The organism is Streptomyces liliiviolaceus, assembly GCF_018070025.1.
Classification (GTDB): Bacteria; Actinomycetota; Actinomycetes; order Streptomycetales; family Streptomycetaceae; genus Streptomyces; species Streptomyces liliiviolaceus.
Genome location: NZ_JAGPYQ010000001.1, coordinates 6,523,401 through 6,536,007, shown reverse-complemented (window position 1 = coordinate 6,536,007; position 12,607 = coordinate 6,523,401). Strand labels below are relative to the sequence as shown.

Annotated in this window: 13 protein-coding genes; 11 read left to right on the top strand and 2 right to left on the bottom strand. The window is 71.5% G+C overall.

Translation table 11 applies throughout. The annotated features are described in order from the left end of the window. The first annotated feature begins 52 nt into the window (after positions 1–52). From J8N05_RS28150 to J8N05_RS28140, 3 genes are read left to right on the top strand one after another with little or no spacing between them, the layout of a single operon-like run. The gene (locus tag J8N05_RS28150; protein WP_210887588.1) at positions 53–277 is read left to right on the top strand and encodes an MbtH family protein; all 225 of its coding nucleotides are present in this window, start codon (positions 53–55) and stop codon (positions 275–277) included. A 9-nt stretch (positions 278–286) separates the two neighbouring features. Continuing rightward, positions 287–1,861 (top strand): amidohydrolase, encoded by a 1,575-nt coding sequence (locus tag J8N05_RS28145; RefSeq protein WP_210887585.1) that lies wholly within the window; start codon positions 287–289, stop codon positions 1,859–1,861. Continuing rightward, entirely contained in the window at positions 1,858–2,088 is a 231-nt protein-coding gene (locus J8N05_RS28140; RefSeq protein WP_210887582.1) for a hypothetical protein, read from the top strand. Before J8N05_RS28145 ends, J8N05_RS28140 begins: the two co-directional genes overlap by 4 nt. Positions 2,089–2,171: 83 nt before the next feature. On the opposite strand, the gene J8N05_RS28135 is transcribed toward J8N05_RS28140, so the two are convergent. Further along, positions 2,172–2,831: an isochorismatase family protein gene (locus J8N05_RS28135; protein WP_210887580.1), complete on the bottom strand. Its 660-nt coding sequence runs from the start codon at positions 2,829–2,831 to the stop codon at positions 2,172–2,174. Positions 2,832–3,001: 170 nt separating this feature from the next. Here J8N05_RS28135 and J8N05_RS28130 point away from each other — a divergent pair, with 170 nt between their 5' ends. From J8N05_RS28130 to J8N05_RS28095, 8 genes are all read left to right on the top strand, one after another. Then, the gene (locus J8N05_RS28130; protein WP_210887577.1) at positions 3,002–5,071 is read left to right on the top strand and encodes a penicillin acylase family protein; all 2,070 of its coding nucleotides are present in this window, start codon (positions 3,002–3,004) and stop codon (positions 5,069–5,071) included. Positions 5,072–5,138: 67 nt separating this feature from the next. Next, on the top strand, positions 5,139–5,843 hold the full coding sequence (locus J8N05_RS28125; protein ID WP_210887574.1) for a helix-turn-helix domain-containing protein: 705 nt from the start codon (positions 5,139–5,141) through the stop codon (positions 5,841–5,843). Between the two features lie 47 nt (positions 5,844–5,890). After that, positions 5,891–7,231 (top strand): M24 family metallopeptidase, encoded by a 1,341-nt coding sequence (locus tag J8N05_RS28120; protein ID WP_210887572.1) that lies wholly within the window; start codon positions 5,891–5,893, stop codon positions 7,229–7,231. Beyond that, positions 7,228–8,235: a thiamine pyrophosphate-dependent dehydrogenase E1 component subunit alpha gene (locus tag J8N05_RS28115; protein WP_210887568.1), complete on the top strand. Its 1,008-nt coding sequence runs from the start codon at positions 7,228–7,230 to the stop codon at positions 8,233–8,235. The genes J8N05_RS28120 and J8N05_RS28115 overlap by 4 nt, the downstream gene beginning before the upstream one ends. Beyond that, a complete protein-coding gene (locus tag J8N05_RS28110; protein ID WP_210887566.1) occupies positions 8,223–9,203 on the top strand; it encodes an alpha-ketoacid dehydrogenase subunit beta in 981 nt (326 codons plus the stop codon). Before J8N05_RS28115 ends, J8N05_RS28110 begins: the two co-directional genes overlap by 13 nt. Before the next feature lie 84 nt (positions 9,204–9,287). Next, positions 9,288–10,646, top strand: a complete 1,359-nt coding sequence (locus J8N05_RS28105; protein WP_210887563.1) for an amidohydrolase family protein — start codon at positions 9,288–9,290, stop codon at positions 10,644–10,646. After that, a complete protein-coding gene (locus tag J8N05_RS28100; RefSeq protein ID WP_210887560.1) occupies positions 10,643–11,548 on the top strand; it encodes a cupin domain-containing protein in 906 nt (301 codons plus the stop codon). Before J8N05_RS28105 ends, J8N05_RS28100 begins: the two co-directional genes overlap by 4 nt. Beyond that, positions 11,545–12,234, top strand: coding sequence for an SDR family NAD(P)-dependent oxidoreductase (locus J8N05_RS28095; RefSeq protein WP_210887557.1), 690 nt, complete (start codon positions 11,545–11,547; stop codon positions 12,232–12,234). Before J8N05_RS28100 ends, J8N05_RS28095 begins: the two co-directional genes overlap by 4 nt. Before the next feature lie 21 nt (positions 12,235–12,255). Here J8N05_RS28095 and J8N05_RS28090 read toward each other — a convergent pair whose 3' ends face one another. Then, a complete protein-coding gene (locus J8N05_RS28090; RefSeq protein WP_210887554.1) occupies positions 12,256–12,606 on the bottom strand; it encodes a DUF3140 domain-containing protein in 351 nt (116 codons plus the stop codon). Position 12,607 lies beyond the last annotated feature (1 nt).

The following is a 12,607-nucleotide window of genomic DNA, read 5'->3' as shown; positions in this document are numbered from 1 at the left end:
CTGCCACCCCCCCCATCAACCCCCAGCGAAACCAAGCGAGTCGGAGGACCCCATGAGCACCAACCCGTTCGAGAACCCCGAAGGCACCTACTCCGTGCTCGTCAACGACGAGGGCCAGTACAGCCTGTGGCCCGACTTCGTGGACGTGCCGGCCGGCTGGACCGTCGCGCACGGCCCCGCTCCCCGCCAGGAGTGCCTGGACCACATCGAGGTGAACTGGACGGACATGCGGCCCAAGAGCCTGGTGGAGCGGACGGCGGCGGACCAGGCCGGCTGAGCCGCGCCGATGCTCTCCACACGACTCACCAACGCCCGCATCCTCACCATGGACCCGGACCGTCCCGTCGCCCGCGAACTGGGCATCTGGCAGGGCCGGATCGTGGGCCTGGACGAGGAGGTGGCCGCCCTGCCCGCCCGCAGGGAGGTCGACCTCCAGGGCGCCACCGTGCTGCCCGGATTCATCGACAGCCATGTCCATCTGGCCTGGACCGGCTTCAAGGCCGGCACGCCGAGCATCGCACCGTGCCGGTCGGTCGAGGACGTACTGGCCGCGGTGGCGGAGGCGGTGGCACGCACACCTGAAGGGGGCTGGACCGACCTCGCGGGGTACGACCAGCGGGGTCTCGGCCGCCATCTGACCGCCGCCGAACTCGACACGGTCAGCGCCGGGCGCAAGGTGTTCCTGATGCACGTCTCCGGCCACGGCTGCATGGTCAACACCGCCGTCCTTGACCTGCTGCCCGCCGAACTCGCCGACGGGGACGGCTTTCTCGCCGAGGGAGCCATGGGGGCCGCGCGGGCCCTGCGACTGCCGTACTCCCAGCAGGAGTTGGCCGACGCCATCGGAGTCGCGGCGCGCGGCTGCCTGGCCGAAGGCATCACCGGCTGCGCCGAGGCGGGCATCGGGGGCGCCCTGTTCGGGCACAGCCCCGTCGAGCTGGGCGCGTACCAACTGGCCTCGGAGCAGGGCAAACTGCCCCTGCGCGTCCAGCTCATGGTGTCCGCGGACCGGCTGCGGCCCGTCGACGCGCACCACGACGACGGCATTCCCCGCGCCCTCGACCTCGGTCTGCGCACGGGCTTCGGCGGCGACCGGCTCTCCGTCGGCGCGCTGAAGATCTACACCGACGGCGGCATGATGGCCCGTACCGCCGCCCTCAGCCGCCCCTACGAAGGACTCGACCACACGGGCCAGTTGCAGGAGGACGCCGAGTCGCTCGCCGACACGATCGTCGACGGACATCTCGCGGGCTGGCAGCTGGCCGTCCACGCCATCGGCGACCGGGCGGCCGACGTGGCCCTCGACGCGCTGGAGCGGGCGCAGCGCCTGCGCCCGAGGCCCGGCGCCCGGCACCGCATCGAGCACGCGGGCCTCATCCGGCCGGACCAGCTGGAGCGCCTCGCGGGGCTGGGTGTGACCGCCGTGGTCCAGCCGAACTTCCTGCGGTACTTCGGCGACGACTACGCGGCCGTCATGGGGAAGGAGCGGGCACCCTGGCTGTACCGTGGACGGGGTTTCCTCGACCACGGCATCACGCTGGTCGGCAGTTCGGACCGGCCCGTCGCGGATGGATCGCCGCTCAGGGCGATCCAGTTCATGGTCGAGCGGGCCTCCACGTCGGGGCAGGTCATCGGCCCGGACGAGGGCATCACCGTCGACGAGGCACTGCGCGCCTACACCGTGGCCGGCGCCTTCGCCTGCCACTGGGAGGACCGCGCGGGCAGCCTCACACCGGGCAGGAGCGCGGACCTGGTCGTCCTGGGCGACGACCCCACGGGCGTCGACGTCTCGCGCATCGGTGACATCGACGTGGTCGCGACGTTCGTCGACGGCCGCGAGACCGAGGGAGGCGCACTGTGAGGACGCGCATCGACAGCGTGGAGACGTACGCCCATCTGTGGCAGGCGCCCGCGTACCCGCGCAGGTGGGTGCTCTGGGACACCGCGGGGGACGTCCTCGTCTTCGACCGGGACACCAACGGTCCGGTGGACATCGACGACGGGCCGGTGCGGGGCGAGGTCGTGCGCAGGATGCGTGCGGCGGGCGTACCGGAGAGCGACGAGTATCCGGGACGCCCTTGCGCGTGAGCCACTCGCCGCGGCGGACGCGCGGGTGACGGTCCGTCATTTCGGGGCCTGTCCCTCCGGGCGTCCGTCACTTCGGGCGTCCGTCACATGCTCTGTGCCGCCTTGCCGTGCAGCAGGTGACGGATCAGCTGGTTCGTCGTGCAGACGACGCCGGTCCGCGCGATCCATCGCAGGGCCATGGAGTGGTCCTCGGCGGAGTAGTCGGCCACGGCGTCGGCCACCACGAACGGCTGGATGTCGTGCATGAAGGCGTCCGCGGCCGTGAGCAGGATGCCAAGATGCGCCCGTACGCCGCAGAGGATCAGCTGATCGCGTCCCTCGGACCGCAGCAACCTGCCGAGATGGCTGCGCAGGAACGCGTTGTGGCGGACGTTGACCATCAGGTGTTCGCCCGCCCGGGGCCTGAGCGACGCCACGACCGCCGCGTCCCCGTCGGGCTCCGGGCCGATGCCGGGGCCCCAGATGTCGCGCATCAGACCGCGCTGGCCGGGACGCTGCTCGGCCGGTTCGGCGCTGAAGACGATCGGCATGCCGAGGGTGCCCGCCAGTTCGCGCAGGGTGGCGATGTTGTCGATCAGTTCCACGACGGGTGAGCAGTCCGGCGGGAACGCCTGGACGAAGTGGTTCTGCATGTCGTGGACGAGCAGCGCGGCCCGCGCCGGATCGATCGTCCAGGCCGGACCGGACGCGGGAACCGCTGAACGATCGGGCATGGCATAGGAGTTGATGACGGGCAAGGCCATGGGCGGACTCCTCCCTGGTGGCGTGGACACCCGAGCCCTCTCAGAGAAAGTTAGCTTAGCCTAAGCTAACTTGATGAGGGGTGGAGTGTCAGGCCTCCGATTGAGCCCGGGACCAGGAAATTCGACCAGGAAATTCGAGCAGGAACTTCGAGTGCGAGGGGGACCGGACCATGGCCGGCAGTACGTACCGGGACGCGTGGGGCATCCCGCATCTCCGGGCCGCCGATCCGCTGCGGCTGGCCTTCGCCCAGGGGCGGAACGCGGCACGCGACCGCGCCTGGCAGTTGGAGCTGGAACGCCACCGCTCCCAGGGCACCACCGCCTCCTTCCTCGGCGAGGGTGCCGTCCCCTGGGACCGCTTCGCCCGCCGGGCCCGGCTCGACGACACGGCCCGGCGCTGCTTCGACGCGCTGGAGGAGGAGACGGCAGCCTGGGTGCGCGCCTACGTCGAGGGAGTGAATGCCGGACTGACACGCGCGGCTGCGAGCGCACCCGAATTCACGGCCACGGGACTCACCCCGGAACCCTGGAACAACTGGACACCTCTCGCGGTGTGGCTCACCCACCACATCCTCTTCGCGGGATTCCCGACCAAGCTGTGGCGCGAGGAAGTGGCCCGCCAACTCGGCGACGAGGCGATGGAGTTGTTCGCCACGGACGACCCCGGTACCGCGGGCTCCAACGGCTGGACGGTCTCGGGCGACCGCACCGCCTCCGGGTTCCCGCTGATCGCGGGGGACCCGCACCGCTTCATCCAGAACCCCGGCTTCTACCAGCAGATCCACCTCTCGTGCCCGGAGTACGACGTCGTGGGGTTCGCCGTCCCCGGCGTTCCCGGCATCGCCCACTTCGGCCACACCGGGACCGTCGCCTGGGCCATCACCAACGCCATGTCCGACTACCACGACCTCTACCGGGAGCGGCTGCGCCGGACGGACGACGGCGCGGACGGCGGCATCGAGGCGCTGGGCCCCTCGGGCTGGCGGCCAGCCACCCACCACCGCGAGACCGTCCAGGTCGCGGGAGGCGACCCGGTCCAGATCGACGTGATCGAGACGGAACGTGGCCCGGTCGTCCTGGACGACCCCGAGGCCGACGGGCCCCTCGGAGGCATCAGCCTCCGCTACCCGCCCCGCGTCACCGAGGAACTGGGCTTCGACGTGCTCCCGGCCCTCCTGCGCTCCCGCACGGTCGCGGACCTGGACCGGGCCCTCGACCGCTGGATCGAACCGGTGAATGTCGTCCACGCGGCGGACACCTCCGGCGGTCTGCTGCACCGCGTCGCCGGATACGTGCCCACCCGCCACCGGGACAACCGGCTGCGGATCGTGCCCGCCTGGCGGACCGGCCACGACTGGCAGGGCCGCCACGACACCCCGCGCGCCGAGGTCGACGGCATCGCGGTGATGGCGAACGAACGGGGCCTCGCCGCCCCGCTCGGCGCGGAGTTCGCCCCGCCGTACCGCGCCGACCGCATCGCCGCCCTGCTGCGGAGGTCACGGGAGTGGACACCCCGGGGCATGGCCGCCATCCACATGGACACCCATCTCGCGGCGGCCGCACCCCTGTTGGGACTCGTCGAGCGGCTCGACGGACTCGGACCCGAGGCGGCGCGGCTGAGGGGACGGCTGCTGTCCTGGGACCGGCACATGGACGCCGACGGCTTCGCCGCCGCGGACTACGCCCGGCTGCGCTCCGCCGTCGTACGCCGGATCGCCGACACCCCGGAACTGGCCGGACTCGGAGCGCTGCGGTCGGCGTACCCCGTGGTGTTCGAGCCCTGGCTGCACCTCACCGGGAAGGTCGCCTTCGCGCTGGAGAACCTGCTGGCCACCGCACTGCTCCCGGGACTGGACCGGCCGGCGGTCGTACGGGCCGCGCTGGAGGAGGTCGCCGGCGCGGAGGCCGTCACCTGGGGTGAACTGCACCGGTTCGCGCCCGTCCGCCTCCTCCCGGCCCCCGAGGGCGAGCCCTGGCCCGGCCTCGGCGGCGACCACGACTGCGTACTGGCCACGTCGAGCACCCCCGGCGTCACCGACCTCAGCTCCCGGGGCCCCTCCGCCCGGTACGTATGGGATCTCGCCGACCGCGACAACAGTCTCTGGGTCGTCCCCCTGGGCGCCCACGGCACACCGGGCGACACCCATCACCGGGACCAGCTCCCTCTCTGGCTGCACGGCGAACTAGCCCCCGTCATCACCGACTTCGCCCAGCTCGTCGAGGAACCCGACGACGACTGAGGGCGCGTACTGTTCAATGAAGGTGAACGCCCGACGCGCGACCCGTCGCCCTGGAGAGGAGTCGCCCGTGCCCCCTGTCGTGGTGCCGCCGGTCGGCGCGCGCATCCGCCGGGCGCGCACGGCACGAGGAATGAGCCTGCGCGCGCTGGCCCGGGAGATCGGGGTGTCCGCCAGCCTCGTCTCGCAGATAGAGACCGGCAAGAGCCAGCCGTCGGTGAGCACCTTGTACGCGATCACGACCGCGCTCGCCATCCCGGTGGAGTCGCTCTTCGACGCCGAGGACGATCCGGCCCCGGCGCCCGCCCCCGCCCCGCCGCTCGCCTCCGCCTCGGCGCCCGTCCCCGCGCCCCTCCCCGTCCCGGTGGGCGCGCCGCCCGGCGGAGGCACCGTCCTGCACGCGCTCGCCGCCTTCGCCGCCAACCCCCGGCGCAGGATCGGCCCGCTGGTCAGCGGCGGTGAACGGGAGGTGCTTGAGCTGGACTCGGGTGTCGTGTGGGAGCGCCTCGGCCGGGTGCCGGGAGCGGACGTCGACTTCCTGCTCGTGACCTACCGCCCCGGCGGAGCCTCCTCCGGCACGGGCGGTCTGATGCGGCACGCCGGAACCGAGTACGGCTACCTGACCTCCGGCGAACTGGTCCTCACCCTCGGCTTCGACGAGTACGTGATCCGCCCCGGCGACGCGGTCAGCTTCGAGTCGACGACCCCGCACCGCTACCGCAACGACGGCGACGAACCGGCCGTGGGTGTCTGGTTCGTGTTCAGTATGCCTTGACACTTCTCGCGGACGGTCGTTCACTCCGGATGAGGGTGGTGGTCGTCATGGCAATCCGCACCTACGGACCGAACGCCGTCGACTGGGAACAGCGCATCGACCTCGACCGGCTCCGCACGGAACGGTTGCAGCGGCTCCACACGGCCCTGAACCGCAGCGAGTTGGGCGCCCTGCTGAGCTTCGACTTCGCCAACATCCGCTACATGTCGTCCACCCACATCGGCACCTGGGCGATGGACAAGCTGATCCGCTTCGCGCTCCTCGTCCGCGGCGGCGAACCGGTCGTCTGGGACTTCGGCTCCGCCGCCCGCCACCACCAGCTGTACAACCCGTGGCTCGACCACGGCGACGGCAAGGAGGACGGCCCGCCCACCGGCGCCCGCGCGGGCATCTCCACCCTGCGCGGCGCCTTCCACCCGGACGCCGGGATCGGCGTCGACGTCGCGGCGAAAGTGGCCGCCGAACTGCGCGAACACGGCCTGGCGGACGAACCGTTGGGGGTCGACCTCGCCGAGATGCCCGTCCTGCACGCCCTCAAGGAGCAGGGCATCGACGTCGTCGACGGCCAGCAGGTCTTCCTGGAGGCCCGCAGGGTCAAGACACCGGACGAGATCTCCCTGCTCACCCAGGCCTGCTCGATGGTCGACGCCGCCTACGAGGAGCTGTACGCCCATCTGCGGCCGGGCGTGCGCGAGAACGAGTGCGTGGGCCTCGTCTCCAAAGTCCTCTACGACCTGGGCAGCGAGTACGTCGAAGGCGTCAACGCGATCTCCGGGGAACGCTGTTCACCGCATCCGCACGTCTACAGCGACCGGCTGATCCGCCCCGGGGACCCCGCCTTCTTCGACATCCTGCACAGCCACCTCGGCTACCGCACCTGCTACTACCGCACGTTCGCCGTCGGCAGCGCCTCACCCGCGCAGCGCGACGCGTACATCCGCTGCCGCGCCTACATGGACGAGGCGATCGCGCTGGTCCGGCCGGGCGCCACCACCGCCGACATCGTCGAAGTCTGGCCCCGGGCCGAGGAGTTCGGCTTCCCCGACGAGACCGCCGCGTTCGCCCTGCAGTACGGGCACGGAGTGGGTCTGTCCATCTGGGAGAAGCCCATCTTCAGCCGCCTCGTCTCGCTCGACCATCCCGAAGTCCTCGAAGAGGGGATGGTGTTCGCGCTGGAGACGTACTGGCCGGCGGCGGACGGCTGGTCGGCGGCCCGCATCGAGGAAGAGGTCGTCGTCACCGCCGACGGGTGCGAGGTGATCACCAAGTTCCCGGCGGAGGAACTTCTCGTCGCGGGCCGCAAGTACTGGACCGTCGGCGGCGAACTGAACACCCGCCGCGAGTCCCAGTCCCATCTGAACACCCGCGAGGGCAGGGGCGGACGATGACCGCCGCCCCGAGGACCGCGGACGTATCGGACACCGCCGAACTCCTCGCCCTCTACGAGGAGATGGCCGTGATCCGGCGTACGGAGAAGGCCGCCCACGACCTGTTCCTGTCCGGCCTCGTCAAGGGCACCACCCACCTCGCCGCCGGACACGAGGCCGTCGCGGTCGGCGCGAGCGCGGCCCTGCGCGACGACGACTACGTGTTCGCCACCTACCGCGGCCACCACCACGCCCTGGCCCGCGGCGCGACCCCCGAGGAGTGCCTCGCCGAACTGATGAGCCGGGCGAGCGGCCTGTGCGGCGCCAAGGGCGGCTCGATGCACCTCACCAAGGCGTCGGGCAACATGCTCGGCTCGTACGCGATCGTCGGCGCCCATCTCCCCATGGCGGTGGGCGCCGCCTGGTCGGCCCGGCTGAGAGGGACCGGGCAGATCGCCGTGGCCTTCTTCGGCGACGGGGCCACCAACATCGGCGCCTTCCACGAGGCCCTCAACCTGGCCGCCGTATGGAAGCTGCCCGTGCTGTTCGTCTGCGAGAACAACCTCTACATGGAGTACACCCCGATCGCCGACGTGACCGCCGTGGCCCACCCCGCGGCCGACCGGGCGCCCGCCTACGGCATCCCCGGAGAGATCGTCGACGGCAACGACGTGGTCGCCGTACGGGAGGCGGTGGACCGGCTGGCGGGCCGGGCCCGGGCGGGGGACGGGCCCGGCCTCCTTGAGGCGCAGACCTACCGGCACTTCGGCCACAGCCGCGCGGACCCCGCGACCTACCGCCCGGCCGAGGAGGTGGAGCGCTGGCTCAAGCACGACCCGCTCGACCTGGCACGCGGCCGGCTCGCCGAACTCGGGGTGCCGGCCGGGACGGTCGCCGCCGCGGACGGGCGCGCCGAGGCCGTCGTACAGGCGGCGGTCGAGGCCGCGAAGAACGCGCCCGCGCCCGATCCCCGGGACGCGCTGACCGACGTATGGGCCGACGGAGGTGCGCGATGGCGGACGTGATCACCTACCGGCAGGCCGTCGCCGAGGGCATCGCGCGGGAGATGCGGCGCGATCCGGCGGTGGTGTGCCTGGGGGAGGACATCGGCGCGGCGGGCGGGGTGTTCAAGACGACGGCCGGGCTGCACGAGGAGTTCGGTTCCGGGCGGGTGTGGGACACGCCGATCTCCGAGCAGGCCATCGTCGGGGCGGCGATGGGCGCCGCGATGACCGGGATGCGGCCCGTCGCGGAGATCATGTTCTCGGACTTCCTCGCCTGCTGCTGGGACTACCTCGCCAACGAGATCCCCAAGGTCCGCTACATGACAGGCGGTCAGGTGACCGTCCCGCTCGTGGTGCGCACGGCCAACGGCGGCGGCCTCGGCTTCGGCGCACAGCACTCCCAGGCCACCGAGAACTGGGCGCTGACCGTCCCCGGACTGAAGATCGCGGCCCCGGCCACGCCCGCCGACGTGATCGGCATGATGGCCGCCGCGATCCGCAGCGACGACCCCGTGGTCTTCTTCGAGCACAAGGGACTGCTCGCCACCAAGGGGCCGCCCGCGCCACCGGACCACGTCGTCGAACTGGGACAGGCGGCCGTCCTGCGCGAGGGCGACGACGTCACGCTCGTGGCCCTCGCCTCGATGGTGCCCCTGGCGCTGGCCGCCGCCGAGCGGTTGGCCGAGGAGGGCATCGACGCGGAGGTCGTCGACCTACGCTGCCTCGTCCCCCTCGACGCGATGACCGTCCTCGGCTCCCTCGCGAAGACCTCACGGCTCGTGACCGTCGAGGAGAACCCCTACCAGGGCGGCTGGGGCGGCACCCTCGTGTCGATCGTCGCCGACGAGGGCTTCGGCCTCCTCGACGCACCCGTGCGCAGGGTCGCCGCCGCCTGCGTGCCGCTGCCGTTCGCGGACGTGCTCGAAGCAGAGGTCATCCCGACCGTCGACAAGGTCGTGGCGACGGTCCGCGACCTCAGCGCGTACTGAACCGGGCCCCGGACGGCTCACCCGACTCGGAACCCGGCATGGAACCCCGCATGGAACTCGGCATGGAGAGAGGCGAGTAGGGCGATGACCAACCGAATGCTGCTGCGCTCGGGCCACGTGCTCTCGATGGACCCCGCCATCGGGGACCTGCCCGGCGGTGACGTCCTGATCGAGGACGGCAGGATCGCCGCGGTCGCACACGAAATCGACGCGGACGCGGACGTGCTCGACATGACGGGCCGCATCGTCCTGCCCGGCTTCGTCGACACCCACCGGCACACCTGGGAAGCCCCCATCCGCGGCTGCGCGCCCGACGCCACCCTCGACGACTACTTCGTCGAGGTCCTGGACACCTACGCGCCCGTCTACCGCCCCGAGGACGTGTACGCGGGCAACCTGGCGGGCTCGCTGGAGTGCCTGAACGCCGGCATCACGACCCTCGTCGACTGGTCCCACATCAACAACACACCCGAACACCCCGACGCGGCGGTCCAGGCCCTCACCGAGGCCGGCATCCGCGCCCAGTACGCGTACGGCAGCGCCAACACCTCGCTCGCCGACTACTGGTACGAGAGCAAGATCGCGATACCCGGCGACGACGTACGCAGGGTCCGCGAACGCCACTTCTCCTCCGACGAGGGTCTGTTGACGATGGGCCTCGCCACCCGCGGCCCCGGCTTCTGCATCAACGACGTCGTCGAGGCCGAATGGCACCTCGCCCGCGAACTGGGCATCCCCCTCACCGTCCACGCCGGCATGGGACGGCTCGCGGGCCGCTTCGGCATGGTCAAGCAACTCCACGGCCTCGGTCTCCTCGGCCCCGACACCACCTATGTCCACTGCTGCTACTTCAGCGAGGAGGAGTGGCGGATGGTCGCCGACAGCGGCGGCACCGTCTCCATCGCCCCGCAGGTGGAGACACAGATGGGGCACGGCTGGCCGCCCGTGATGAAGGCCATCGAGCACGGCCTGCGGCCCTCTCTGAGCATCGACGTCGTCACCACCGTGCCCGGCGACATGTTCACCCAGATCCGCGCCGCCTTCGGCGCCGAGCGGGCCCGCGTGAACGCAGAGTGCTGGCAGGCCGACAGTCCCGTCCCCGAAAACATGTTGACGGCACGTCGGATGCTGGAGATCGCGACCGTCAACGGCGCGCACGTCGCAGGGCTCGAAGACCGGACCGGCTCGCTGACCCCGGGCAAGCGCGCCGACGTCGTGGCGATCGACGCGACGGCACTCAACATCGCGCCGCTCATCGACCCGGTGGCCGCCGTGACACTGAGCGCGGACGTCTCCAACGTCGAGACGGTCATCGTCGACGGCGTCGTCCACAAGCGCGACGGCAGGCTCCTCGCCGACGTCGGGCGGGCGCGGCGCCTGGTCGAGGAGTCCCGCGACCGCCTCGCCGAAGCGGCCGAGGCGCGTGGGAAGCAGCAGGCATGACACACCACGTGATCCGGCGGGCGGCGGACGCCACCTTCGCCGCCCCAATCCAACTGCGCGACTACACAAGGGGATTCACCCGGTGGTCGGTGGTGGGCGAGGAGGACGGCTCCGTACACACGGGCTTCGGAGTGTGCGAACTGGCGCCGGACGGGACGGTCGGAGCCCACGTCCACTCGTACGAGGAGTCCTTCCATCTGCTGTCGGGGACCGTGATCCTCGATACGCCCGAGGGCTCGTACCTCCTCGAAGAAGGTGACTACGGGCTGCTGCCGACGGGGGTCCCGCACGCCTGGCGCGGCGGCGGGGACACCGTCGCGCGCTGGGCGGACATGCTCGCGCCGGTACCGAGGGCCCGCTACGGGCACGACACCCGGGTGGTGCCCGCCCTGCCCGTCCGCGAGCCGGTCCGCATCGACGTACGCGACCCGCGCACCCGCTCCTTCGGCCACTTCGAGCCCGCCCAGATGGACCCGGGAAAACAGTCCCAGGACCTCCTGTCGGTGTCGGCCAGCATGCGCACCGCGCTGCTCGTCTACAGCGGGATCACGGTGAAGATGATGGTGGACGCCGATCTGGGCGCGGTCGCCTCGACGATGTTCATGGTCCAGTACGCGGCCGACGGCGTCGCGGGCGCCCACGACCACCCCTTCGAGGAGACGTATCTGATCGTCGAGGGCGTGGTCGACGCCACCTTCGACGGCGAGCGGTACCGGCTGGGAGTGGGCGACGCCGCCTGGGCGGGCGCCGGTTGCGTCCACGGCTTCAGCAACGCCGGTACGGGACCGGTGCGTTGGCTGGAGACCCAGGCACCGCAGCCGCCGTCGCGCCACTCGTACCGGTTCGCGCGCGACTGGGACCACCTGCGGGACGTACTGGAGGCAAGGGAGGCGGAGTCGTGAGTGGTGTCGTCGTGGTCGGAGGTACGGCCGGTATCGGTCTCGCGATCGCCCGTGCCCGCGTGGAACGCGGTGACGACGTCGTCCTCACCGGACGCGACGCCCACCGGGCCGGCACGAGGGCCAAGGAGATCGGCGCGCGCGGGCTGGCCCTCGACCTCTCCAGGCCGCAGGAGATCGCCCCCGCGCTGGCCGGTGTCGAGCACGTCGACCATCTGGTGCTCGCCGGAATCTCGCGCGACCGGAACACCGTCACCGAGTACGACGTCGAGGCCGCGCTGCACCTCGTGACCCTCAAACTCGTCGGCTACACCGAGGTCGTCCACACACTGCTGCCGCGGATGACCGAGGAGAGCGCCGTCGTGGTCTTCGGCGGACAGGCCAAGGAACGGCCCTATCCTGGCGCCACCACCGTCGCGACGGTGAACGCGGGCGTCACCGGCCTGGTGCGCACGCTCGCCCTGGAACTCGCCCCGATCCGCGTCAACGCCGTCCACCCGGGGATCGTCGGCGACAGCCCGTTCTGGGCGGACAAGCCCGCCGACATGCTGGAGGGCTACCGTGCGCAGACACCCACGGGACGGCTCGCGCGGATGCGGGACGTCGTGGACGCGGTGGACTTCCTGCTCCGCAACACGGCGGTCAACGGCGTCGACCTCGCGGTGGACGGCGGGTGGACCCTGCGCTGAAAAACCGCGCCGGCCGCACCCTCACAGCTGCGGCCGGCTCGGATCGTGGCCCAGGGTCATCAGCCGATGGCGGCGCCGGGTCTCCTCGGCCTCCGACGCCTGCTCCGACGCGCGCTCGGGACCGGTCTCCGCGGTGACGGTGTCCACGACCTCGTACATCACGTCGAGATCGTCCTCGGTGAGATCGATACGCCGTTTCTGGAGAATGGCCAGCACATGCTCGCCGGTCGGGGCGCCCGCGTGTTCGGGCGGCGCCACGGACTCCTCGGACGCCTCGTTCACCTGGAGCCAGGCGGCCAGCTCCTGTGAGGTCATGTTCACCACGCGGTGGAACTCGGCCCACAACGCGTCGAGTTCGAGGGCGTCGGCCATC

Excerpts from the sequence above, each read along its gene's own strand:
- J8N05_RS28150 (WP_210887588.1), top strand. The coding sequence starts at position 53 with ATGAGCACCAACCCGTTCGAGAACCCCGAAGGCACCTACTCCGTGCTC.
- J8N05_RS28145 (WP_210887585.1), top strand. The coding sequence starts at position 287 with ATGCTCTCCACACGACTCACCAACGCCCGCATCCTCACCATGGACCCG.
- J8N05_RS28135 (WP_210887580.1), bottom strand. The coding sequence starts at position 2,831 with ATGGCCTTGCCCGTCATCAACTCCTATGCCATGCCCGATCGTTCAGCG.
- J8N05_RS28130 (WP_210887577.1), top strand. The coding sequence starts at position 3,002 with ATGGCCGGCAGTACGTACCGGGACGCGTGGGGCATCCCGCATCTCCGG.
- J8N05_RS28120 (WP_210887572.1), top strand. The coding sequence starts at position 5,891 with ATGGCAATCCGCACCTACGGACCGAACGCCGTCGACTGGGAACAGCGC.
- J8N05_RS28115 (WP_210887568.1), top strand. The coding sequence starts at position 7,228 with ATGACCGCCGCCCCGAGGACCGCGGACGTATCGGACACCGCCGAACTC.
- J8N05_RS28110 (WP_210887566.1), top strand. The coding sequence starts at position 8,223 with ATGGCGGACGTGATCACCTACCGGCAGGCCGTCGCCGAGGGCATCGCG.
- J8N05_RS28105 (WP_210887563.1), top strand. The coding sequence starts at position 9,288 with ATGACCAACCGAATGCTGCTGCGCTCGGGCCACGTGCTCTCGATGGAC.
- J8N05_RS28100 (WP_210887560.1), top strand. The coding sequence starts at position 10,643 with ATGACACACCACGTGATCCGGCGGGCGGCGGACGCCACCTTCGCCGCC.
- J8N05_RS28090 (WP_210887554.1), bottom strand. The coding sequence starts at position 12,606 with ATGGCCGACGCCCTCGAACTCGACGCGTTGTGGGCCGAGTTCCACCGC.